Here is a 25,598-nt window from a genome sequence, read left to right as displayed (position 1 = left end):
GAAACAGTAGAGCAATTATACTATACGAACTTGTTATTTTTTTATTAATTTTATAATACTGCCTTTTGGGGCAACTACAAGAGTTAACACCATAGGCAACTAAGCGACAGCGCCTTTATGAGCGCACCAAACTAATTAAATAACAACTAGTAATAAATATCATTTTACAACATACTATTGTTCTTATCAAATACCAATTTATTATGGATTTAACAAAGCGCCCATCTCCCAAAGAAGTAAAGCAAATGTTTCAACTCTTCAAGCCTTTGTTTTGGTTAAATGACCCTGTGTTTTATGACGCCGATTTAATTCCAGAAGAAGGTCCTGTTTTATTTGTTGGAAACCATACATTATTAGGCATTTGGGATGCGAGTATTATGTGGTTTAAATTGTATAATGATAAAGATATTTTCACTTATTCATTGGGCGATAGAGCACATTTTAAAATACCTTTTTGGCGAGATTTAGCTGGCAAATTTGGAATGGTAGAGGCTAGTAGAGCACACTGCACCCAACTCATGAAAGACAAACAATATACCTTGGTCTTTCCTGGAGGAGCTAGAGAAGCCTTTAAAAATAAAGGCGAAGCTTATCGGTTAAAATGGAACAATCGGGCTGGTTTTGCTAAAATGGCGATTGAACACCAATGCACAATCGTTCCTTTTTCTGCCGTAGGTGCCGAAGAATGTTACGAACTGGTCTGGGATAGTGAAGAAATTTTATCCTCGCCGCTAGGGACTTTGCTCAAACAGTTTGGTGCTCGTAAAGATATGATCATTCCACTCGTTAAAGGAGTTGGGCTGACTCCTCTCCCTAAACCTCAGCGTTTTTACTACAAATTTGGTCAACCGATCCTAACAGAACCCTACAAAGGTAAAGCCAACGACAAAGAGGCAATCCAAGAATTAAAAAACATAGTCCGCAATAGCGTCGAACAAGGAATTGAAGATTTGTTAGAAATAAGAGCTCATGATCCTAACAAAACCTTATTTAAACGAATTTTATCTCAAATGCTACACAAATAATTCCTTTAAGATTTCTACGTTTTTTTTAAGTTTTTTAATCAGCCTCCCCACAAACACAAACCAAACACAAAATACTATATAACAACACATTAAAACCAAAACCAACGCTTAAATTTAATACTTTATTATACCACAAAAGTCCACTACTAAAACTAAGTTTTCTCTTTTTTTGTGTTTTATTTTTTAGGTAAGCTCTTATATATTTGTAGTAGATAGTTGAATTAGTATTTCTTCCTAAGTGATCCCTTACTTATAGAAGATTTAATGAAATTAGTTATTTTAATATCCCTTATGCCCTTTGGAGTGATTGACCGAAGGGCTTTTTTTATGTCTTTTCCTAAATAGTTAGCAGCGTAGCTAAACTAATATCAATGTGCTTTTTTATCTTTTTGATAAAAAAGTAAAAAATCAACGAACTACTACTAAGCAAAGCGTATATTTGTAATATGCCTATTTTACAAACATACCAATCTCCTGCATTTGAAATACTCATTTGGAACGTTACAGAACCCTTGCATTTTTTTGCAGAACTTCTAGAACTTACTAATAATGAATTATTACTCTTGCAACAAAAATATAGCAATCCTCTAGCTTTTCAACAATGGTTGGCTAGTCGATGTGGTCTACAAGAGCTCTTTCATACCTCTTACCGAAATTTTCAAAAAAATGCCTTGGGGAAACTAGAGTTACAAACACAAGCTTTAGAGCTTTCTATCAGTCACAGTGGTGCTTACATCGCTGTTGCTAAATCCAAACAAGCTATAGGAATTGACTTACAAATCCCTACTCCTAAATTAGAGCGTATTGCTAGCAAATACATTGCTAAGGATTTATTAGCCGTACTCCAAAAAAGTCCTCAATACATCGACTACTTACACATTTACTGGGGTATAAAAGAAGCTTTATTTAAAGCCTATGCCTTAGGAAAAGTAGATTTCATACGGCATTTGCACATTAGCCCCTTTGAGATAACTTCTAAAGGAAGCACTACTGCGGTTATTCGAAAGCCAAATTTTGAGGCAAGCTATCAAGTTTTTTATGAAAAGACGTTAAATTATTATCTTTGTGTTGTAACCAAAGAATAATATTGAGTTAATAGTATCAATAGTTAGCCGCACTTTGGTCATGTACGTTGGAAAAATTTTAGTACTTTGTTGTTCAAAATAACCAATTCAGTACTTTATTAAAATTAAGTAAACAAGTCAATTCTAATAGCAATTTTATAACTTTCGTTCTAACATTACTCCGTTCACAAATCGTATCATTTTGATTATCAGTAAAACTTTCCTTTATTAATCTTTATACTATAAAACTGATAATCAACAGCGAAGCTCTCACAAAGTACCACGTAGTGGCAACACAGCTACACTAATGCAAGATGCTTTTTTATGTTTTTACTTCGTGAGTCTGTTAGTTTGTGAAAAAAAAAAGCAACGAAGTATTATTCTAAAACATATGAAAATAATATCCGTCTTACTCCTTTTAATCAGTTTCTCATTTTTTGCCTGTACTTCATCCGAAGAATCTCTTCCTACCGATGAACGCGGACGAGAAGATTTCCAAGCTTTTCACGAAAAATTTTATTCAGATAGTCTATTCCAAATACGACGAATTGAGTTCCCTTTGTTAGGAAATAATCCTAATGGAGATACGAAGCCTTTTTATTGGGAAATAGACAATTGGAGATTCAAAAAGGCAGTAGATCCCAAGAGTGATCAAATCAATGTACTTCCTTTTTATGACATGGATGATGTAATGCGAGAACGCATTATCGTTCAAGATGCCTTTATGATTGAAAATCTATTTTCGCTGATTGACAATAAATGGTACCTAACCCAATACTCAGGTATGCGAGATTTAGCTTATTTTGCCCCCAAAGTTCCTAAAGAAGAGTTACCTAGTATCAATATCATTGATAGCATTCGCGTAGATAGTGTTGAATAAGTGATTTATTAAAAAAAAATGGATTATCAACTAGTTCTTGATAATCCATTTTTTTTAGACATTATCACAAATGAAATGATATGCCTAAAAAAATATCTTGATTTTCCGACTATACATCTCTATTCCTGATAATGTCTAGTGTTCTTTGTTGAGCTCGTCAAAAATACAACTCTTACAAAACTCATGTTTACCTGTTATAGAATTCTTTTTTTGTAAGATTTCATATTGTTGAATCGCTATATCATGTTCTTGTAAAATAGGCAAGGCAACAACACTAGTACTCCAAAAAACTACACCAACAAGTAGTAGAGAAAAAATCCAATTGGGTTTAGCATGTGGTGTAGGCGTATTAATCAATCTCAAAATACGCTGTTTGAACAAACCCTGTGCAAAACAAGCCACTAAGCTTAATTCATTGTGTTGCGTTTGCTGTTCTTTAGCTTTTAATAATATTCTAGCATAAAATTTGGCATCTCCCAAATGTTGAACCGCAAAATCATCCGCAACATACTCATTCAATTCATCTAACTCTCGCTTAATATAATAATACATGGGTTGCATCCACCAAAAAATCTTTAAAATCGACAACAGCATTTGCTGCCAAGTATCTCGTTGTTGTAAATGAGCTACTTCATGTAATAAAATAGCTTCCATTTCTCGATCTGAAAAATTAGCCTCTAAGTGGCTATCCAACAAAATATAATGATTCCACAAACTAAAAGAGCTAATGGACAGCGGTAAATTTTGTTTTGGGCGCAACAAATAAAACGTACTTCCTCCTAAGGTTCGTTGTTCTCTTGGACTAATCTGTGCCAAGTAAATCAAACAAGCCAACTTTAATACAAAATCCAACAAGAAAAGTAACATCATTCCTACAAAGAACCAAAACAAAGGACTCTTACAGGTAATAATAAAGTTATAGTATGTGTTAGATTGATAATACAGCACATCTGATTGTTGCTTGACTTCACAATGACATTGTTCTCGGCTGTTGGCAGCATCTTCATAACAGGCCACCAAATTCTCATCTTGAATATCTACAACATTCCAAGCGTCATAATTCCTATAATCAACTAGATATTCAGCTCCCAATTCTTGCGTATAATTGGGTAAACTAGGTACCATTATAGGTATCATCCAACTTAATATTAAGATACCTAATAAAACGTACTTCGCCTGCAATACTTGCAAACGTTTTTGTAATACAAAAAAATAAAGTCCTCCTCCAATCATCGAAAGGAGACAGGATAATAGTATATAGTGCACCATATTCCTAGTATTGAGAAAATGTCTAAACGAGTTTATACTTATAGAACGTAACGTTGAAAAGATTTGTGTCTTTACTTTACCAACTTAGAAAACGTTTCAATAATTGGCTTATTTTTCTAGCTGGCTTCCTCTCCTATATTATTATTCCTCCAACAAGCGTTTTAATTCATCAATTTCGTCTTGATTGACTTTTTCATCATCCACCAATGCAGAGACCAAACTCGTTACAGAGCCAGAAAAAACTTTGTCAATTGCGTTCTTCAAAAATGTTTTTTGATAATCACTTTTTGTAATTAGGGGATAATACTCATGGGTACGACCATAAGCTTTATATCCGATAAAACCTTTATCTTTTTCAAGAATTCTAACAATAGTAGAAATTGTATTGTAAGCCGGTTTTTTTCCCGATTCATCTACGGGCCAAGCTTCCAAAAGGTCTTTTATAAAGACCTTTTCTTTTTTCCACAGCAAGTTCATGACTTGTAATTCTAAGGGTGTGAGTATCCTTGTCATATGATTGTTATTTTCTATGCTGTAATTTATTAATATGTTGATTATTGGGCTATTCTGAAGACTAGCTCACAGAACAACTAAAAACTAAGTTAAAAAACTAATCTTTAAGTTCCTAATAATTGGGGGTTATTATCATAATAATAACATATGAGGTTTGGTAACAAAACTTACCTCTAACCTATATAAAATAAGAATGGCATCAAGTCTTGAAAGATTTAATGCCATTCTCTATAAAAAATTATTAATCAATTTTTTCTGGTATCCAAGACATCATTTTTTCCTTTGATACTTCATCCAATGCCCACTCCTTGATTAATTCTAACGCAAGTTTTCGAGTAGTTCTTGTTAATTCCAAAGAGATAACCAATTCTTCTATTTTATTTTGGTGTTCATCTTCTATTTCTTCAATCCAAGCAGAAATTTGAAGTGTATCACTTTCTGGTTCTTCTTGTATTATTCTAATTGCTTTTCTATTTTGCAATTTTGCACTATAAATTGGATTACCATCATAAATTTTAGTACCATTGGCATATTCATTCTTCAACCAAAATTCATGTTCTATCACTTTAGGTTCTAGTACATTTCTTACATATCTCTTCCAATAAGATTCATTTTGACTGTAAATCTTCTTTTTCTCTAAAAAATTTTTGTACAGAAAATCTTTTTCTCTAACTACAGCAACCATTTTTATTCATTTTCATCATTTTTAACAAACGCTTTACCACCTAACACTTCTATATCTACCCGTTCATCTTTAGAACCTTTTACCTTAAAGGTCTTTTTTATCACAGCAAATATCCCTCCATTTTCACTTGCATTTTCTACAAATTCTTCTGCTTTTTCAAATGCTTTCTTTCGTTTGGCGTAATCACTAGGAGTTAGTTTAGCAATCAAACTACGTAATAGCGCAAGTGCACTAGAAACGGAAAGTGGTTTATCTTGTGCCCATGATTCTGACTCTTCTAAACCATTGCCTTGGGCTTGAAAGCGTCCTCTATGTATTTTACTTTTTTTTGACATCTATACAAGATAACTTTTTTTGTTAATAATAGCAAAAATACAATTTGAATAAGGAGACATTTTTCTAGCTTTCCTCATCCTCAGAAGCAATAATCTCAAATTGGCGACTAATCGCACTTCCATCTTCATCTACAATCGTAATGGTGTGCATTCCTGCCTCAGGATTTAACTCCATATAATGCAATTCTTGAGTTTGACCAATATAAACATTGTCTAAGTGCCAAAAAATTTGAGTAGAAGCATTGGTATGTTTTGCTTCAAAAACCGTTCTACTTTTGGTTTCATCTAAATTTGTTGGTACATAAATTTTCATATTAGCCTCTGGATAAACCAATGCCATCTGTTTTTTTTGATGACTAGCAAGACTATTTTTACAATCACTTCTATACTCAGGCAGGATTTTATAACTAGGATGTTTTTTTCTATAATACCAACTTTGAGTGGGAGGTAAAACAAAGTAATTAGCATGTTGCATATCCATTGGCGATACACAATCGCTGTGCACTTGATAATTGCCATCTTTGGATAAATGAATTCTTTTATGATAAGGACAAACCTTAGATTTAGTCGCAACTTTAGGTTCTGCCCTTCTAATCACATTCGTACAATACTCCGAAGCAATATGTCCACTATGGGCACAGACAGCCAAATCGACCAAGTCATCATGTGGTTTTTCAAACCAAAGCCTTCCTGGGTTTAGCACATGAAAAATATCAAATAAAATTGGAGCAGCGGCATGCACACCAACCAGACCTGGACGCCCTTCTCCATCGGCATTGCCCGCCCAAACAGCCACAACATACTTTGGAGTACAACCCACTGCCCAAGCATCTCTAAACCCAAAGCTTGTTCCTGTTTTCCACGCTACTCGGTGCGCTGAAGGAAAACTTTTCCAAAAGACTTCCTCATTGGGGCGAACAACTTCCTGCATGGCTTGAAAGGTATGCCAAATAGCCCCTGCTGATAAAGGCGTATTTTTTTGTAATTTATTTTGCTCCTCTCCTTTTAATACTCCTTGAGAATTTTCTTTTAAGTAATTTAATGCTCTAAAATTATTAGAATCATACAAACCATTATAGGTATAACTATTGGCTAAATTTCGAGCCATTCCACCATACATTGCTCCCAAATCCCACAAACTAGTCTCGGCACCCCCTAAAATTAATGTCAATCCATAATGCTTGGCAGAATGCGCCAAAGTGGTCATTCCAACCCGTCTCAGTTTATCCGCAAAACGCATCATACCATAACGCTTTAACATGTGTACAGAGGGAATATTTAGGGATCTCGTAATTACTTGATTCGCCTGTACTGCCCCCGAATAACTCTTATCATAATTTTTAGGTGTATATCCGCCAAAATGCGATGGTATATCTGGCAATAAGGTTTGTGAAGTCATTTCTCCATCGTGTAGCATCGCCGCATACAAAAAAGGTTTTAAAATAGAGCCACTGCTTCTAGGTGCTGTAATAATATCAACAGCAGGGCTGTGCTCCTGAGCAGCGTGCGGCACATTCCCAGCATAGGCGATTACATCCCCTGTTGCCACATCTACTACCAAAGCTGCTGCATTATAAATTTCATTTGATTTTAAAACTTGATAATGGCGATCCAAAATTTCATTCACTTGAACTTGTAAATTCAAATCAATAGTAGAATGTATAATCCCTTTGTGTTGCTGACTCAAAACAAGTTCTTGATGGACACGTTCCAACAAATGAGGACTCCAACGAGGCAATGGTTTGGGTTTGTCAGGCAAACGTTCTAACTGTGCCAATTGGCAAGTAATGCTGTCCATGGCACCATTGGCACAAAGTTTTGATAATAACCAATCTCGTTTCTTTTTTAATTTAGTCCGATTTCTTCCCAAATGGATCAAACTAGGACTATTCGGCAATACGGCCAACATACACGACTCTGCCCAAGATAATTGAGCGGCACTTCTTCCAAAATACTTCCATGCAGCAGCATCTAACCCAACTACATTCCCACCAAAAGGGGCATTAGAAGCATACATAGCCAATATTTTCTCTTTAGAATACGACCATTCTAATCGAGTAGCCAAGATAGCTTCTTTGACTTTTTCAACAAGGGTACGTTGTGGATTTTTGCGAGCCATTCGAAGGGTTTGCATTGTAATGGTACTCCCCCCACTCACTCGACGACCTTGTTGTGTGTTCAATCGTATTGCTCTCAATATAGCCCATATGTCAACGCCCCAATGGTCTTCAAATCGCTTGTCTTCAAACGCTATAATCGCCTGTTTAAACTTGTCTGGTACGCTATCATTGTGTGGGAAACGCCATTGACCATCGGTTGCTATTTTAGCTCCTAATAAAGCTCCCTTTTTATCAAATAAAACGGTAGAAACGGGGTCTTGAAATAACTTTTGGGGCAAACAATAATAATAAACTATGCTACAAAGTAAGAAGCAAGCAAGTATTTTTTTAGGATGTTTTTTTAGCGTTCTCATTCTATGGGAGTCAATATAAACATTATGAAATAGCCCTAGGTTGAGGTTTCCTAGGTTTCTAATCAACGAACTATTTATTTCAAACATCGAACCGATCCCTCATAAAAGAAGGGTGCTTTAGTATTTGGTAATTTTTGCTCGTTATTTGGTTTAGTAGTTCGTTGCTACTGCGTGGTTTCAGTTAACTATTGTTGGTTGGCGGTAATCTATTAAGTAGCGATGTAATTCATTAAGGTTTTGTGCTAGTGATTACCCGATTTTAAAACTTGGAGAAAGCTTGCCCAAAGCAACTTTATTTCTTTTCGCCTACTACAATTGTAGACAAACCTGCTGCTCTAAATACGATGTGGTCAATTATCTTAAAAATAGGCACTAACGCATTGTATAAGCCCATTTGTCCTTCTGGAATGGTTTCGTTTCTTTGCAATTTTCCAGAAATAAACCAAGCAAATATTCCCATAAAATTGAAGTACTGCTTGTTGATAATTTTTAGATCATTTTTATCAAAAAGCGCACTCAATGTCTTTTTATTATAACGTCTATAATGATCTAATTCCTTGTCTAAACCATTAAATAGAAATTGATAAGATGGTACCAAGATAATTAAACGACCTCCTTTTTTGAGTAATTTTTTTGCATTGTGAATCGCTAAATTATCATCATAGATATGCTCCACAACATTTAGTGAAAAAAGGGTATCAAAAGTACCTAATAAATTCTTAAACTTTTCGTCAAAAGCAGGGTCAACCAAATCAATTAGTTCTACTCCTTCCAAATTCGGGTACGCTTGGAATTTGTGTTTGAGCTCGCTACAATAGCCTTTACGAATATCGGAGAGTAAAATAGGTGCACCATCTTCCAAAAAAAACTGAGAAATATTCCCAACGCCACTTCCTATTTCTAAGATCTTTCCTTTGCAAAAAGGGCGTATGGTATCATAAGTCCAACGATTGAACTTATTAGCGTTACTGATGACGTCTAGAGTATCCCCTCCAACTTGATCAACTTCTTTAAACTCAATTTCTTTCATGGTTCAAAGATAAAAAAAACAGTTCTAAGAATTTAGAGTATTTCTAAAAATTATTCTTCCTCTATCAACAACGAATGGGGATTACAACTTTTAGACGAATTCTTAGAACTGTTTTTTAATTTTGGTTTAGATAATCTGCCTAACTAGTATTGCTTGATAAATTTTGCTTGTTTGGCAAATTTATCTTTGTATAATTCAATGACATAGGCTCCTGCTTCGTACGTAGAAACATCAATCGTTTCTACTAAAAAATTCCCTTTTACAGGTTTGTTGATCAACAAATGCCCTGACATATCAAAAACACGAATGTAAGCACCTGACAAGTCCTCTGTCGAATTTTTGACTACATTAACAGAGTGGCTTGTGATCGTAGGGTAAATCATAATATTTGGCAAATTCAAGCGATCATTGCGCACAACAGCAATAATGGTAGATGTTTTTTGACTTGTTGACAATTGTGTTGTTATTCGGTAGTAAACTTGAGCTCTGAATATATTTTCATCGCTGTAGGCATACGTTTTCTTTCCTGACACATCCTTATGAGGTTTCACGACTTTGACTGGTTCAAAGCTCATGGCATCTAAAGAACGTTCCAATGTAAAATACGCTACATTGTGTTCTCCATCTGTCGTCCACATAATGTCTATTCCCACATCTGTAGGTACCCCTACAAAACTGGTCATGTTAATGGAGTCTGTTTGTGCTTTTAGGCAGAAACTACTCCATAAAAAAAGAAAAATTAAGTGTAAAATTTTTTGTTGCATATGCTTATAGTTTTAGTTAATAAATTCTGTTACTTGGCTTTTTTCTGTCGCTCCCAATTGCCATTAATAAAATTTCCCAGAACAAAACCCTTCATAATCAAAGCAAAAGGTCTATATAAGTTACAAAAAAAAGCTTCTGAAAATATATTCCAGAAGCTTTTTTAGAATTAAAATCAAATTATTTTTTCTTTTTGATACTGTCTTGAGCTGTTCCAAAGACTCTATCCCAGAAAACATTACTCAATCCAAAACCTTTGTCATGATCTACATAATGATGGTCTAAGTGGTTCTTTTGAATTTCTCTAAACCATTTGTTTTTAAATTTTGCGTAATGCGTCGCATAGTGCATCATGTCATAAGTTACATACCCCATTACAAAAGAGGCAAAAAAACCATGGTGCATTCCTATCGTACCGCCAAACAAATACACGATAAAGAAGTAGAAAAACCAGTACATGATCACAGCCAAAACCAAACTAGCTCCTGTTGGAATAACCAAACGCATTGAGTCGTTTGGGTAATCGTGATGGCAACCGTGAATCATAAAATGTAATCTTCTACCCCAGTCGGTATCAATTTGCCAATGGAATAGATAACGGTGTAGAAAGTACTCAAACAAAGTCCAAACTAAAATACCTGCAAAAAACAAGGCGACAAAATTCGTGACTGTCAATCCATAATTGACAAAAGCAGAGTACAAAAAATAAAGAATGATTGGCACAAATACAATCGGTACGGAAATCGGATGTGCTCTTGAAAAATAGTCTAAAATATCGTTTTCAAACATTCTTGGAGATTCATCCTTTGCTGATACAAATTGATCGTTTCCTTTCATGTTTTATATCTTTTAGTGAAGCGAGAGCTTCTTATGAAGAAAAAAAAGAAGGTACCCTTTGTAAGAAATTTTTTCTTCTTGATTTTGGTGATAAAATTTCTTTTGTATTCCCTCTTCTATTTTTTATTAAAATAAAATTGATTCTTGAATAATTCGCTGATTTAGTTCCTTTTCAATACACACAAATCAACCATAGCAAATTCATTATCAATAAAATTCCCTTATAAAAGAGATAACTCAATCAATACTTAATTCCCTAAATATTAACTCATGATACTGTTCATTAACAAATAGAAGAATAGTTCATTCAAAAATTCTTCTACTCAACAATCAGTCCATTTTGGATGGGGCAAAGATAGGTATTTTTTGTACAAAAGATATTTTTAGTTCAAAAAAAACAGGCTGCCCCCTTTAGGAGACAGCCCATTTTAAATATATTTAACGTTTAATTAAGCAAGCGGATAAAGGTTATGACCTTATAAAAACAATTGTTTTTTTAGACAAGAACCTTTAAATCGTTACTTAAACCTGTGGCGTTTCATCTTCTGCACTTACTTCTTCTTCTACAGGTGCATCAAAAATATTGCGATCTCCTGTTGTGTCTACAACAACTGGTGTTGCGATAAAAATAGAAGAATACGTACCAACAAGGATACCAATCAACAATGCAAAAGCAAAGCCGCTAATTCCAGATCCTCCAAATAGGAACAAAATTAAAACTACTAACAAGGTAGTTAAAGACGTAATACAAGTACGGCTAATTGTATTGTTAACAGCAATGTTGACAATTTCTTTGAACGAAGCTTTGTCTTGCATATCTCTTCCTACCTCACGGATACGGTCAAATACAACCACCGTATCGTTGATAGAATATCCAATTACGGTCAAAATAGCGGCAATAAATGCTTGATCAATCTCTAATGAGAATGGTAAAATTCCTTTGAAAATAGAGAAGATTGACAAAACAAACAGAACATCATGTACCAATGCTGCTAAGGCACCAGCACTATACTGCCATCTGCTAAATCGCAAGAAGATATACAAGAAGATAAATATCAAAGACAAACCTGCTGCCCAACCAGCTGAATTGCGAATATCATCGGCAATAGTAGGTCCAACTTTTGAAGATGCACTCAAGTAGAATCCGCCAGCTTGACCGCCTTCTGCAGGTTCTCCTGCTGCAAAATCTTCATAACTAATATCGTTTCCTGAATATGCTTTTGCTCCTTCGTACACTTTTCTTAAAATAACAGAATCTGCATCTATTTCCAATTCTTTTTGCAAGAAGGAAGTTGTAATTTTAGCTTGTGTAGCTTTGCTAAACTCTCTTACAACTGTTTTGTTGACATTTTCCTTGTCTTTTTCTACGGTCGCAAATGCTTTCTCAATTTCTGTTTTGAAAGCCGAAGCATCTACATTTTCTGCAAATTGAACCGTATAAGAACGACCTCCTTGTAGATCTACCCCTAATTCAAAACCGTTGTTTAAAATAGAAACAATACCTGCTGTCAATACCAATCCAGAGATACCATAAGCAATTTTGCGCTTGCTGACAAAATCAATTCCTGGGTTTGCCAAAATATTCTTAGACCAACTAGCCCATACCGTTACTTCTTTGTTTCTTTCCATGTAAGAATCAAAGATCATACGACCAATCAATACCGCAGAGAACACTGAACAAACAACACCAATAATCAATACTGTCGCAAAACCTTTAATTGGTCCTAAACCAAAGTTGTACAGAATAGCCGCTACAATCAATGTCGTGATGTTAGCATCCAAAATCGCTGAATACGAATGGCTAAATCCTTTTGTAATCGCAGCTTTCCAATCTTGACCGCCTCTCAATTCTTCACGAATACGCTCAAAGATAATTACGTTAGCATCCACTGCCATACCAATTGTCAATACGATACCCGCAATACCTGGCAATGTCAACACAGTACCAAATGAAGCCAAAGAACCAAAAATAAAGAATACGTTTAAGAACAAAGCAATTACAGCAATTACACCTGCCATTGCATAATATCCCAACATATATAGTAGTACCAAAACAAAACCACCTACCAATGACCAAATACCAGCTGATACAGTAGCTGCTCCCAAAGAAGGTCCAACAACTGCTTCTTCAATAATTTCTGGTCTTGCAGGCAATTTACCAATACTCAAAATATTAGCCAAATCTTTTGCCTCTGTTACTTCTTCAAATCCTCCAGAAATAGACGTATTTCCGTTAGGGATAGGCTCGTTTACATTAGGAGCAGAGTATACTTTATTATCTAAAACAACGGCTACTTGACGACCAACATTATCTGTTGTCATTTTTTTCCATATACGAGCTCCTTCTTGATCCATACTCAACGATACCGCAAAACCGCTACCTGTTGGGTTTGGTGTTGGGAATGATTGTACCACACGCTCTCCACTCAAAACAGAGTTGTCTCTTCCTTTTGTATTCAAAGCATATAGTGCCAAGAAATTCTTGCCATCTGTACTTTCAAATGGCTTAGCATCCCATACAAAACGAACTGATCTAGCTTTTGATCCCAACGCTTTTTTAGCTGCTTTGCTTTTTAACATAGCTTCTACTGCTGCTACGTTAGACAATTCTGCATAACCAATTACACCAGAAAGTTGTTGAGTATTCTGAGCAAAATTCAATTGTAGGATTTTGAACAATGGTCCTATATCTGTAGAATCACCTGCCAAATCACCTTCTCCTTCCAAGCTTCCTAAATCACTCAAAGTAGAATCACCTTCCAAACCAGTTGAATCAGGCGTTTCTTCTGCTACTGTTGGCACTTCCTCTACTTTAGAAGTAGTATCTTGTAATCCTTCTTTTATTTTTTGTTGCTCTTTTAGCGTTTCATTCAAAGTAATCAACTCATTTTGGATATCTGCATTTTGGTGCAATTCCCAAAACTCTAAGTTAGCTGTAGCAACCAAGTATTTTCTAGCACGCTTAGGGTTACGTACACCAGGCAATTCTACTGTAATTCTGTCTGTATTCTTATCTAAAGAAACAACTGGTTGCGCAACACCGTAACGGTCAATACGTTTTTTCAATAAATTGTATGTGCTTTCTACTGTTTCAGCAGCTACTTTACGAATAGCTGTCAATACTTCTTCATTTGTAGAATTTACAGTTACTTCCCCTTTCAAACGCTCACTTACAGAAAACAAACGCGCTAAAGGGTAATCTGTCAACGTTTCATACTCTTGTCCAAACAACGTCACATAATCTGTTTGTGCAGATTGTTGTGCTATTTTTGCTTGATCCAATGCCTTTAAAAACTCTGGATTGCTGCTTTTGCCAGACAATGCAATGATTAGTTCTTGCAAATCTACTTGCATAACAACACTCATACCACCTTGAAGGTCTAATCCCCAAGCAATTTGTTGTTGTTTTAATTCTTGATAATTGTAGCTTTTAACAAACGGTATGCTAAATACAGGTTTGTTAGAAACAGAATCTAAATAAGCATTACGGAACGAATCTCTACGTTCTTCTTTAACATTTGAATCAGGCATTTGCGAAACTGCTGCCGCTGCATATTGGTCTGCATTAGATTCCACGCTTCTTGTTGGGAACCAAAGCAAAAATTGATAGGCAACTACCAATAATGCTACGCCTGTAAAAAATTTAATCAGTGCTTTTCCTTGCATTACTTTTTATAATTTGTCTTAAAAATTTGTTCTGCGCCAAACTTGACTTTTTTTAGTTTGTTAAGCAAGTTGACAATATTGTGCTCAATTTACCCTGCTCAGTAGCTTTGGGCAAATTGAGTGCAAATATAGATTTTTTTAAGTATGGTTAAAATAATTGGCTTATAAAAAACTAGACAAAACATAGTCTATCAGCTCCTTAATTAAGGGCTTCTGCCTCCTCAAATAATTAAACTTTAGCAATGGTCTAGCCATTCCCTTCTTCTGTTTTTTATAAGTTATTCCTGCTTTTTACTCCACACAGCTTTTAATAGGATTAATCCTTCGTTCAAACAGTTTCATAGCCATATTTAGCTTACTTTACAGAATAAGAACATGCTGTGCAATAGAGTACTTTTCTTTTGTATCTATGCTTCGAACTTAATCGAAGACATCTTAGAACAAGGAGGACCTCGCTTAGGAGTAGACAAGACAATATTTGGTGTATGTGCTTGAATATCCTTGAGAGAGTAAGGGCTGACATTCTGAATGAAGGGGAGACCTTCTAAATAAGCCAGCACAGGAATATATTGAATGGTAACCAAAGGTTGATTTTGGTCTACATTTTTTGCATCGGTAATGCTTCTTTTAGTAATCTGCTGCCCATCTTCGGGCATTACAGGCGAAAGCAATTTAAACAACAACACGTCTTGTCCCCTATCCTGTTCTACGTCTGTTTCTACGGTTGTGTTTATGTAAGTAATCCCTTGGGCTGTTGAACAAGACCAAAACTGAGACGTGATTAACGCAACAGCGATAATCCCCACAAATAATTGAGCGAGTGTCTTGTTTGTTGAAAAATTATTGTCCAAAGTATTACTAGTTTTTATATATTGTTATTAATACTAACATATAATATCCTTATGAACTGCAAAATTAGAAAAATATGTTCTTATCTGGGTATAATTTGCTGTATTTTTAATTAATACGCCATTGATTTTTTTCTTTAGGTAGTAAAAAAGCTAAACCAAGCACATATCCGAAGCTACGTCCTCGTGTTAATTCACTCATAGATCTGGGGTTTAAGCTATAATATTTACTTCTGGCTCCAACAAAATACCAAACTCTTTTTGCACAGAGGCTTGTATTTCTTTTGCCAACGCCCAAATTTCTTCACCTGTTGCATTTCCATGATTGACCAAAACCAATGCTTGATGTTGATGCACTCCTGCATCCCCTTTTCGATAACCTTTCCACCCCAACTGATCAATCAACCACCCAGCAGCCAATTTATTAAAATCGTTATTAACAGGATATACAGGAATAGAGGGGTATTTTTCTTGTAACGCTTTGGCAACAGCAATTTCTACAATAGGATTTTTAAAAAAAGAACCTGAATTGCCAATTTCTTTAGGATCAGGTAGTTTTTGAGTTCGAATTTGAATCACAGCATTGCTGATAGAACGAATAGACAAAGGGCTTTGTGTATCCTCTAGTACTTTTTGAATAGCACCGTACGAGATATTAAATGTAGCTTGTTTGGATAGACGCAGCAACACCCTTGTTATAAAATACTTTCCTTTTAAAGTTCCCTTAAAGATACTTTCCCGATACGCAAACCCACAATCTTCAAAATCGAACGTTTCTATTACTCCTGTCTCTAAATTCATAGCTTCCAAACAATCAAATACATCCTTTAGCTCTGCGCCATACGCTCCAATATTTTGAATAGGGGCAGCACCAACGGAACCTGGTATTAACGATAGGTTTTCTAAGCCTGCGTAATTTTGCTCAATTGCCCAAAGCACCAATTCATGCCAAATTTCGCCCCCGCCTACTCGAACCAATACTTGTTCTTCATTTTCTTCAACAACCTCAATCCCTTTTATCTTATTGTGTATAACCAAGCCCTCAAAATCCTTTGTAAAAAGCATATTACTCCCTCCACCTAAGATCAAATGGGTTTTAGGCAAGGGCAATAGTTCTCGCAATTCAGTTTCGTGAGCAACAGAAATATAATCTGCTGCTTGTACCTCTAAACCGAACGTGTGTAATTTCTTTAAAGAAGCATTTTTTTTCATTTATTGCTTATTTTCTGTAGTACATCAAAACGGCACCACAAATAGTTAATACAACCATACAAAGCATTGAAATACGCATGGATAATTTCATACTATTGACATGAGACAAGATTAACTCCTTTTTATCAGGATGTTTGGAGATAATTTCACGTTCTAGTAATTCTTTGCTTAGGACGTGCTCTTTGCTAAACATAACTCCTTGTTCTGCGAGTTTTTTAAATGTTCTAAATGTTTTTATTCTAAAAAACACATTAGCAACTAATAAAAAGCCAAAGGTTACGATTGTTATTGTAATAAGTGTGTCTTGCATAATAGTTGGTTTGTCTGTGGTCTGTTTCCACAAATGATATAGCTCACAAAATTACGACAATAAGAGACGATTAAAAAATAACTTCCTTATAAAAGTACTCGTAGGTTCTAATTCCTTTTTAAGTATTATATTTTCAATACATTATAATTCATTGCAAAAGCAACGCCTTAGTATTTAAGTAGAAAATTGTGGTTCTTTTTGAAAAAATTATTGATAACTTTATAACCTAGTAACAACGCTACTCAACTATTGAATTTAATTTCCAAATCATACCACCATGAAAATTCCGCTTTTAGTTTCTGTTGCAAAAGTCACTCCTGAAGTTCTAACCCGCTTGGAAAATGCCAACGTCGGCATTGAGCTGTCTTATTTTTCTTACCCATCGTCATTAGAAGCGCCAGATTTAGAACAGCAAATTCAAGCATATCAACTTATGCTAAAAGATTTTACGCAACCTATTACCATGCATGGAGCTTTTTACGATTTATCTATGACCGCAAGAGATCCCAAAATTGTTGAGGTTAGTCGGTTCAGAATCAATCAATCTTTGGATATAGCTATACAATTAGGTATAAAAAAACTGGTTTTTCATACCAACTACAGCCACTCTCGACGACTAGGATACAAAGATTTTTGGATAGATAAACAAGTAGCATTTTGGAAAACATTTATTCCCAAAATAGAGCAACACGATTTATGCCTTCACCTTGAAAATACGCAAGAAGAAGATCATAGTTTTATAGGGGGCATTTTAGATCGTCTCCACCATCCCAATTTCAAAACCTGTTATGACACAGGACATAGTCATTGCTTTACCAAAGCTCAAAATCGCCCCTTGAGTTGGGTCAAAGGATATAGCGATCACTTGGCGTATATCCATTTGCACAGCAATGACGGCACCATAGATCAACACGTTGCCTTTACCAAAGGAAGTGTCAATTTTGATGGTTTTTTCGAAGCTATTCAAGCTTTAGAAAAGCCTCCCTATTTAGTGATAGAGGTCGCTCATCGAGAAGATTTTTTACTTTCTCTAGAGGCATTAAGAGCACTTGGATTTTAGGTCAATTCTTTCTCAATAGCTGCCATCAAATCAGGTACGGCAGCATTCATCATCTGATACTGTTTTTTTAAAGTACCCATAGAGGTTTCCGTATCCAACAGCTGGCTAATACCATCACAGATTTGGTACCAATCGTCTAAGTGCAACAACTCTAAATTTGGTTTTATTTTGTGCAAATGCTTACGAATAACAGAACGGTCATTTTTATCAAAAGCCAAATCCATATTTTGGCAAAATTTCGATAATTCCTCTTTAAATAAAAGTAATAATTCCTTTGCCAACTGTTCGTTACCATCTGTTACAGTTAACAAATGCTCAAAATGATTCTGATATTTTTTTTCGTTTGCGGCAGTTGTTTTTGTTAAGGTATTGGATGTATTAGCAATCCGTTTAGGGTGCTCTAGCCTTTTGTGTGTATGCTTTATAATAATCGTTCTTAATTCTTCTATTTTAAATGGCTTCGCAATATAGTCGTTCATTCCTATATCAAAACACTTTTCTTTTTCCTTGCTCAATGCATGTGCAGACATGGCAATAATTGGAGTGATTATCTTTCTTTTTCTAATTTCTAAAGTAGCAGCAATGCCATCCATTTTAGGCATTTGTATATCCATCAGAATTAAATCGTAGGAGTTTTCAGAAAGTTTCACCAAAGCCTCTTCGCCATTATTTGCCAAATCACAATCACAGTGCAGCATATTTAAGTAAATTAATGCAAGTTCTTGATTGACTAAATTGTCCTCTACAACCAATATTTTTAAATTTTCTCCTAGTTGAGGCTCCAGAGCAAATTGTTCGGCATCACTCTCTTCTGATGTTAAAGCCCTATCAGCTGCTGCCCTAAACGGCAAATAGAAATAAAAAATAGAGCCTTTTCCTAATTTACTTTCTACTCCTATCTCTCCCCCCATTAACAAAACCAATTTCTTAGAAATACTGAGTCCCAACCCAGTACCACCATACTCCCTCGTTGTATAACTTTCTGCCTGCGTAAAGGTCTCAAAAATAGCGTCTAATTTATCTGCGGCGATACCTATCCCAGTATCTTTCACCTCAAAAAACAGATGTTGATCCACCAATTTTACGGTTAAGTAAATAGAACCAATTTTTGTAAATTTGACAGCATTTCCCACCAAATTAATCAAAATCTGAGAAAGGCGGTCGGGCACTCCCCATACCTTTTTAGGAATCTGAGCATCTACTTCAACAATCAACTTCAATTGTTTATTCTCGATGTCTACCCTCAAAATACTAAGGCTGTCTTCTATTCGTTTCCTCAAATCAAAGGCTACTTCATCCAACTGAAACTTTCCAGACTCTATTTTAGAAACATCCAAAATATCGTTTACAACAACCAATAAGTTTTCGGCTGAGCTATAAATACTTTGCGCATAATTGCGCTGTGTTGTATCCATTGAAGTTTGTAGTAATAATCTAGAAAAACCTAATACCCCACTCATTGGTGTTCGGATTTCATGGCTCATATTTGCCAAGAAATCTTCTTTGATTTTGGCATTTTTAATTGCCTCCTCTTTGGCTTGTCTCAAATCTTCTTCTAGCTGTTTCCGATCTGTAATATCTGCCTGTATAACAATATACTGAGTCACTTCACCATCTGCATTCAAGAAAGGAACACTAGAGGTATACGTCCAATAAAAAGAACCATCTTTAGCCCTTTCTTTGATTTCTCCTTGCCAAATTTTTCCAGACTCAATCGTCGCTCTTAAATCCTCCCAAAAAGTATCCGAATGATGAAATGAGTCCAGAATTTCATGGTGTTGCCCAATGACATCTTCTCGGTTATAACCTGATATTTCACAAAATTTATCATTTACAGAAACAATTTTCTCATCCCTACTCACAATCATCACAATAGCCGTTTGATTGAGCGTATAAGTCAAATCTTCAATTTTCTTAGTAGCATTTTTCTCTTCTGTTATATCTCTAGTAATGGAATAAATCAACTCTTTTTCTTTATCTAGAACAATACGCCAAGACATCCAACGGTATTCATTACATTGAGTACGGCAACGATTCTCAAAATTCATAATATCCTCCCCTTCCATCAAGCGAACAAACTGTTTCCTAGTATTTTCTACATCATCAGGATGAATTAAATCTAACAAGGGTTGAGCAAATAATTCTTTTTTAGTATATCCTAAAGCTTTTGAAAAAGCAGGGTTAATTCTCTTGACATAACCATCTGGTGTTACCACAGAAATCATGTCAATTGACAGGTTAAAGAAGCGATCTAGTTCTGCGCTGCGTTCCTCTATTTCTGCTATGTGCAACTGTTGTTGTTGGTACAATTTAGCAAACTCGGCTTCGTTGCTTTGCTCCAACTCTTCTTCCAAACGTTTCTTTTCAGTTATATCTCTCTGTATAACAATATACTGAGAAACAACGCCCTGCTCATCTAAGAATGGAACAACAGCAGTATCGACCCAATAATAAGAATCATATTTCGTTTTGTTTTTTAATTCTCCTTTCCAAACATCCCCTCGTTCGACCGTTTCCCAAAGATTTTGAAGAAACCACTTAGAATGATAATTAGAATCTGTCATTTGAAAATCACAGCCAATAAGTTCTTCTTCTGTGTATTTGGACAATGAGCAGAAATTAGCATTTGCAGTCATTATTTTGGCATCTTTGTTAATGGTCAACACCATTGCAGACTGATCCAATGCATACTTTAAGTCTTGGATTTCTTTTAGAGATTTTCTCAAATTATCTTCTCCTATCCGTTGCTCGGTAATATCTTGAATCGTTCCAATTGAACGCCAAGGACGTCCTTCTTCATCAAATTCGGCTCGACAACGCTCATTGACATATTTTAATTTGCCATTAGGTAACAACAAACGATAAGTAATATGATACGGTTTTTGGGTTCTAACCAATTCTAAATAAGAAGCATGCGCTCTTTCTCTATCTTCAGGGTGTAAATGTTGCAAGAAATTGGCTTCACTAGGAGTGATAAGAGCTGGGCTAGTTTCAAAAATATGATACAATTGTTCCGACCAGATTTCCTCCCCAGTCAAGTGATTTAATTCCCAATATCCTATGTTTGCAATGCCTTGTGCCTCCGCCAACCTTCTCTCACTACGCTCCACCAGCTCTTTTGCAGCAGCCAATGTCTCTCGCTCTTTTATGACATCAGCAATCCGTTTTTGTTCCGTAATATCACTTTCAATAACAATATATTTAGACAATCCATCACTATCCAAAAAAGGCGTAATCGAGGTTGATCGCCAATACAACTGATTATTTTTTTTATAACCTGGTATTTCATATAGAGATGCTTTGTTTTGAGTAGCATTTGCTTTTAATTCTTCTTCAAAAGTCTCTGTATAGTCTGCCCCTTCTAACAATACACCAATTTTTTTACCAACCGCCTCTTCAGAAGTGTAACCTGTCATTTTTTCAAAACCTTCGTTGACCCACTCTATACGCACCTGCTCATCCAAAATAATAACCGCATTATCTGTTTTTTGAGCCACAAAAGACAATTTTTGTAATTCTGCCTCTTGTTTTTTTCGTTCCGTAATATCTGTTATTGTTGCCAACTCATATTCTTCGTCTAGTTTACAAACACGCACAAACACAGGAAAAGTAGAGCCATCTTTTTTTCTATGGATTCCTTCTATTTCTAATACTTCACCAATTTCTAAAGCATCATACATGGTATCTCTAAAGTGATGCTCTGCCGAATGGACTTCAATATCCAGCAAGTTTAGTTCTAGAAATTCTTCTTTGGAATAACCATAAAACTCACAAGCTCGTTGATTGATATCTACTAGTTTAAAATCTTTAATACGACTCTTAAACATAAAATCAGGAGACAACCCAAAAAGCGTTTCCAATTGATCTTTTGACTTTTGTAATGCCCTTTCTGCTGATTTTTCCTCAGATATATCTCTGATAACAGCTTGAATAACTCGTTCTCCTCTATAAAAAATAGCCGAAAGAGATACTTCCGCATCAAAAACTTCTCCTGTACTTCGCTTGTGAAGCCAGTAAAAACGACAAGCCCCATGCTCAAAAGCATACGCTATTTTTTCGTTAGCAGCCTTAAATGAGCATTTCCCATTAGGTTGAAATTCTGGCGATAATGCAGAAGCATTTAATTTCGAAAAGATCGACTTATTTTTAATAGCAAACATTTCCAAGGTCTTGGAATTACAGTCAAAGAACTTGCCCGATGTATACAGCATAACCGCATCATTCGAGCCATTAAAAATAGCCTTAAATTTATCATTCGTCTCTTTTAATAATCTTTCAGAAGCTTTTTTTTCGGTAATATCTTCTGCTACTCCAATTAAAAACAAGGGTTTTCCTTCTACATCTCGAACAACTGTCTTTTGAGTATGCAATAAAATGGGGTCAGAATCACCATGAAGGACTTCTTCTGGAACATCAATGACGCCTCCCTTTTCAGTTGCCTCAATATCTTTTTTTCTAAACCAATCTGCTTCTTCTTTAGAAAACAAGTCGTAATCAGTCTTTCCGATACAAGTTCCTGGAGCGGTATTAAACAATTTTTCAGCAGCTCGATTGCACAATAAAAACTTGTAATCATTATTAACATCTTTGGCAAATACTGCAATAGGCAAAGTATTAAGTATAGAAGACAACAAATCTTCATTATTAGCCAACTGCTCTGCCACAATCCTACGTTCTGTAATATCCTGAAAAACACCATACAAACGAACACATTTGCCATCTTTCATTTCAGCTTTGCCAACAGTCCTAATCCAAACCTCCTCTCCTTTTTGGTTAATCAAAGGAATTTCTACATCATAACCTTCTCCAGTTTTAATGGCTCGTTGCACCAAATATTGCATCTTTTCTTTTGCTGGTCCTTCCTTATACAGGTTGAGAACATTTTTTATATTCAAGGCAATTCCACTAGCTTCTTCACCAGTTGCACTGATAATAGAACTCCAATCTATGTTTTCAGTCGACACATCTAATTCCCATACGCCAACTTGAGCTTCTTGACTTGCTTCTTTCAACAAGCTTCTTATTTGTAGTAGCTCTTTTTTTTCTAACTCCAATTCAATTTGCCGAATCTGTGCTTCTTTTAGTAAGTGTTGAAGAATAGCAGGGTCTTTGGGAAATTCATCTTCCCGATACTTTGAAGCCCATGTTTCTTCAGCCTTTTTTTTAAAATCGCTTGTTTTAAAACCTATCATATGTTTCTCCATGCTATTGACTCAAAACAATTTTCGCCAAGGTGTTTTTGTAATTCTTACTAAGTTACAGAATATTCAAACAAAAGACAATAAGAAAAAGAAACAAGCTTCAATAGTTTTTTGGTAAAAAGGAGTATATTGTACCTCTCAATACAAACACAATTACTCTAGTTGATAGAGTTAAATCAGTTGGTAAAACACTATTTGCTTACTAAAAATAGTTGGCGATACCGCTACTTTGTGGTCATTAAAACCACAACGGAACAACATAACTAGCTAAGTTTGCCAAACTAGCTTATGCTAGTGGCACTAAGGCGCTGTTCTTAACCAAAAGGAATAATGAACGTCCCAAAAGTAACAGCGCAGCTAATTACTATACTAAAAACTAGTAAAGTTTATTAGAGTTAAACCAATTGTAATAGTTGCCTATTTATTTAGTCAATCATTCAACGGACATCATCACCAAATTAATTGTTAAATAAAATAGAAGCATAAAGAATGTTTAGCCATATTGGTCATAAATCCTAAGCGTCCCTCTAGGTACATTAGTTGTGCTCTTTGTTTCTTGCACGCCTCAATTCTCTAGGATTATGTTTCGTTCACATGTTTTCTAATAATTTTAGAAACAATTGCTTGATGTCTAATTGTTTTGTGTAGCATGAGTTCTTGATTATCATTCTTCTTGCATCAAAAAAAGCACTTTTAATGGAATACAGTCGTAGTCTTCGGATTTTTATTGTTGAAGATGACCCAATGCAGCAACGTTTAATCAAATATGTTATGGAAAGTAATCCAGAACATGAGGTCCATACTTTTGATACGGGGCAAGACTGCCTAGACCATCTTCATTTACAACCTCAACTCATTTCTTTGGATTACAATTTACCCGATTTGGGCGGAGCCGAAGTGCTTCAAAAAATCAAACAATTCAATCCTGAAATTAGGGTGATTGTTCTATCTGGACAGAAAAATATTAGTACTGCTATCGACCTGCTCAAACAAGGAGCAAACGACTATATTACTAAAGATACAGGCATGAAGGAACGACTTCGAAGTTCTGTTGAATTGATCAAACAAAATATCCAATTAAAAGAAGAAGTTGGTGTTTTAAGAGAACAACTTGCCAAACAATTTAATTCTAGTGATATTATAGGGCAAAGCCCCGCTATCAAAGCAGTTTGTAAATTAACAGAAAAAGCCGCCCAAAGCAATATTGTTACCTCTATCACTGGAGATACAGGCACTGGCAAGGAAGTTATTGCCAAAAGTATTCATTACAATTCTCCTCGAAGAAAAAAGCGATTTGTTGCTGTCAATATGGCTGCCATTCCTAAGGAACTCATAGAAAGTGAGCTATTTGGACATGAAAAAGGAGCTTTTACTGGTGCAATCACAACCAAACAAGGCAAATTTGAATTGGCAGATGGAGGAACTTTGTTCTTAGACGAGATTGGCGATTTAGATTTGTCTGTACAAGCTAAATTGCTCAGAGCCTTGCAAGAGCAAGAAATTACTAGAATTGGAGGAAATAAATCCATCAAGTTTAATGCAAAAATTATTACGGCTACGCACAAAAATCTTTTTGATGAAGTGCACAAAGGCAACTTTAGAGAAGATTTGTATTATCGTCTACTCGGCTTGTCTATCAAACTCCCGCCTTTAAAAGATCGTGGAAATGATATTCTTATTTTGAGCAAACATTTCTTAAGAAACTACGCCAAAGATAATAAGGTAGAAGTCAAAACACTATCTCAAGAAGCCAAAGATGCTTTGCTAAATTATAACTTCCCTGGTAATGTTCGAGAACTAAAATCTATCATCGAGCTAGCAATGGTGCTCTCCGACGAAAAGCAAATTAAAAAAGAGCACTTACAACTACGAAGTAAACAAAAGCGGTTTAGCTTGCTTGATGGAGAAATGACCATGCGAGATTATACTAAAAAAATTATTCGCCATTATTTAGAAAAACACAATAATGATGTCACTTTGGTCTCTAAAAAGTTAGAAATTGGACGTTCTACCATCTACAAATTGCTAAAAGAAGACTCTTGATGCCGTTTTGTTATTTTAAAGCACTTTTTTTATCCAAAATGTCTCTACTAGAAACACCTTTGTCTACCAGATGGATTAAATTCCACCAACAAAAATACATAAAAGACTAATATTCAACTTTTTATTTTTTGGCTCGGTTTTATACTTATAGAGAGCAACTATCCTTTTTATATTGATAGTTAGTTTAATGGAACTTTTAGACTAAGTGCAACTGGTAGATTGATGTTTTACCAAATAGAATGGGGATTCTTTTTGAGGTGCTAAATCGTAGGACAGTTTAGTATTATGGTAAAAATAACTCATATATCAGTTGCATTCTTTTTGCAACAATTTATGTAGGTTTAACATTAAGCCTATCATCAATCAAATAGAAAAATAGTACTCG

18 protein-coding genes are annotated in these 25,598 nt (G+C 35.3%); 5 read left to right on the top strand and 13 right to left on the bottom strand.

Translation table 11 applies throughout. The features are described from left to right. Nucleotides 1-203: 203 nt before the first annotated feature. The 3 genes from CG11_RS12505 (at nt 204) to CG11_RS12495 (ending at nt 2,969) form a co-directional block, all read left to right on the top strand. The gene (locus CG11_RS12505; RefSeq protein ID WP_052596667.1) at nt 204-1,025 is read left to right on the top strand and encodes a lysophospholipid acyltransferase family protein; all 822 of its coding nucleotides are present in this window, start codon (nt 204-206) and stop codon (nt 1,023-1,025) included. A 446-nt stretch (nt 1,026-1,471) separates the two neighbouring features. Beyond that, a complete protein-coding gene (locus CG11_RS12500; protein ID WP_052596665.1) occupies nt 1,472-2,110 on the top strand; it encodes a 4'-phosphopantetheinyl transferase superfamily protein in 639 nt (212 codons plus the stop codon). 370 nt (nt 2,111-2,480) lie between these two features. After that, nucleotides 2,481-2,969 (top strand): hypothetical protein, encoded by a 489-nt coding sequence (locus CG11_RS12495; protein ID WP_197043839.1) that lies wholly within the window; start codon nt 2,481-2,483, stop codon nt 2,967-2,969. A 135-nt stretch (nt 2,970-3,104) separates the two neighbouring features. Here CG11_RS12495 and CG11_RS12490 read toward each other — a convergent pair whose 3' ends face one another. The 12 genes from CG11_RS12490 to CG11_RS12435 all read right to left on the bottom strand — a co-directional run bounded on the left by CG11_RS12490 (nt 3,105) and on the right by CG11_RS12435 (nt 16,909). After that, nucleotides 3,105-4,238 carry a M56 family metallopeptidase gene (locus tag CG11_RS12490; RefSeq protein WP_081909541.1) on the bottom strand — a complete coding sequence of 378 codons (1,134 nt, stop codon included), beginning with the start codon at nt 4,236-4,238 and terminating at the stop codon, nt 3,105-3,107. Between the two features lie 141 nt (nt 4,239-4,379). Beyond that, a complete protein-coding gene (locus tag CG11_RS12485) occupies nt 4,380-4,751 on the bottom strand; it encodes a BlaI/MecI/CopY family transcriptional regulator (RefSeq protein ID WP_052596659.1) in 372 nt (123 codons plus the stop codon). Between the two features lie 241 nt (nt 4,752-4,992). Next, nucleotides 4,993-5,436 carry a hypothetical protein gene (locus tag CG11_RS12480; protein ID WP_052596657.1) on the bottom strand — a complete coding sequence of 148 codons (444 nt, stop codon included), beginning with the start codon at nt 5,434-5,436 and terminating at the stop codon, nt 4,993-4,995. A gap of 2 nt (nt 5,437-5,438) precedes the next feature. After that, nucleotides 5,439-5,771 carry a hypothetical protein gene (locus CG11_RS12475; RefSeq protein ID WP_052596655.1) on the bottom strand — a complete coding sequence of 111 codons (333 nt, stop codon included), beginning with the start codon at nt 5,769-5,771 and terminating at the stop codon, nt 5,439-5,441. Between the two features lie 64 nt (nt 5,772-5,835). Next, nucleotides 5,836-8,244 carry a penicillin-binding protein 1C gene (gene pbpC, locus CG11_RS12470; RefSeq protein ID WP_052596691.1) on the bottom strand — a complete coding sequence of 803 codons (2,409 nt, stop codon included), beginning with the start codon at nt 8,242-8,244 and terminating at the stop codon, nt 5,836-5,838. Between the two features lie 292 nt (nt 8,245-8,536). Then, nucleotides 8,537-9,274, bottom strand: a complete 738-nt coding sequence (locus CG11_RS12465; RefSeq protein WP_052596653.1) for a bifunctional 2-polyprenyl-6-hydroxyphenol methylase/3-demethylubiquinol 3-O-methyltransferase UbiG — start codon at nt 9,272-9,274, stop codon at nt 8,537-8,539. 143 nt (nt 9,275-9,417) lie between these two features. Beyond that, on the bottom strand, nt 9,418-10,038 hold the full coding sequence (locus CG11_RS12460) for a T9SS type A sorting domain-containing protein (RefSeq protein ID WP_052596651.1): 621 nt from the start codon (nt 10,036-10,038) through the stop codon (nt 9,418-9,420). A 178-nt stretch (nt 10,039-10,216) separates the two neighbouring features. Further along, nucleotides 10,217-10,873: a sterol desaturase family protein gene (locus tag CG11_RS12455; RefSeq protein WP_052596649.1), complete on the bottom strand. Its 657-nt coding sequence runs from the start codon at nt 10,871-10,873 to the stop codon at nt 10,217-10,219. 522 nt (nt 10,874-11,395) lie between these two features. After that, on the bottom strand, nt 11,396-14,539 hold the full coding sequence (gene secDF / locus CG11_RS12450; protein WP_052596647.1) for a protein translocase subunit SecDF: 3,144 nt from the start codon (nt 14,537-14,539) through the stop codon (nt 11,396-11,398). 407 nt (nt 14,540-14,946) lie between these two features. Beyond that, nucleotides 14,947-15,390 carry a hypothetical protein gene (locus CG11_RS12445; RefSeq protein ID WP_052596644.1) on the bottom strand — a complete coding sequence of 148 codons (444 nt, stop codon included), beginning with the start codon at nt 15,388-15,390 and terminating at the stop codon, nt 14,947-14,949. Between the two features lie 210 nt (nt 15,391-15,600). Next, entirely contained in the window at nt 15,601-16,599 is a 999-nt protein-coding gene (gene murB / locus CG11_RS12440; RefSeq protein WP_052596643.1) for a UDP-N-acetylmuramate dehydrogenase, read from the bottom strand. A 7-nt stretch (nt 16,600-16,606) separates the two neighbouring features. Next, nucleotides 16,607-16,909, bottom strand: a complete 303-nt coding sequence (locus CG11_RS12435) for a hypothetical protein (RefSeq protein WP_052596641.1) — start codon at nt 16,907-16,909, stop codon at nt 16,607-16,609. Between the two features lie 277 nt (nt 16,910-17,186). On the opposite strand from CG11_RS12435, the gene CG11_RS12430 reads away from it, so the two are divergent. Continuing rightward, a complete protein-coding gene (locus CG11_RS12430; protein ID WP_052596639.1) occupies nt 17,187-17,969 on the top strand; it encodes a sugar phosphate isomerase/epimerase in 783 nt (260 codons plus the stop codon). Here the strand turns inward: CG11_RS12430 and CG11_RS12425 are convergent. After that, entirely contained in the window at nt 17,966-23,173 is a 5,208-nt protein-coding gene (locus CG11_RS12425) for a PAS domain S-box protein (protein ID WP_052596637.1), read from the bottom strand. The two genes, CG11_RS12430 and CG11_RS12425, sit on opposite strands and share 4 nt — an antisense overlap. Before the next feature lie 693 nt (nt 23,174-23,866). On the opposite strand from CG11_RS12425, the gene CG11_RS12420 reads away from it, so the two are divergent. Beyond that, the gene (locus CG11_RS12420; protein WP_052596636.1) at nt 23,867-25,213 is read left to right on the top strand and encodes a sigma-54 dependent transcriptional regulator; all 1,347 of its coding nucleotides are present in this window, start codon (nt 23,867-23,869) and stop codon (nt 25,211-25,213) included. The last annotated feature ends 385 nt before the right edge of the window (nt 25,214-25,598 follow it).

Origin of the sequence: Aureispira sp. CCB-QB1 (assembly GCF_000724545.1) — a bacterium.
Taxonomy (GTDB): Bacteria; Bacteroidota; Bacteroidia; order Chitinophagales; family Saprospiraceae; genus Aureispira.
The sequence above is the reverse complement of the archived record's forward strand: the minus strand, read 5'-3'. Positions and strand labels throughout refer to the sequence as shown.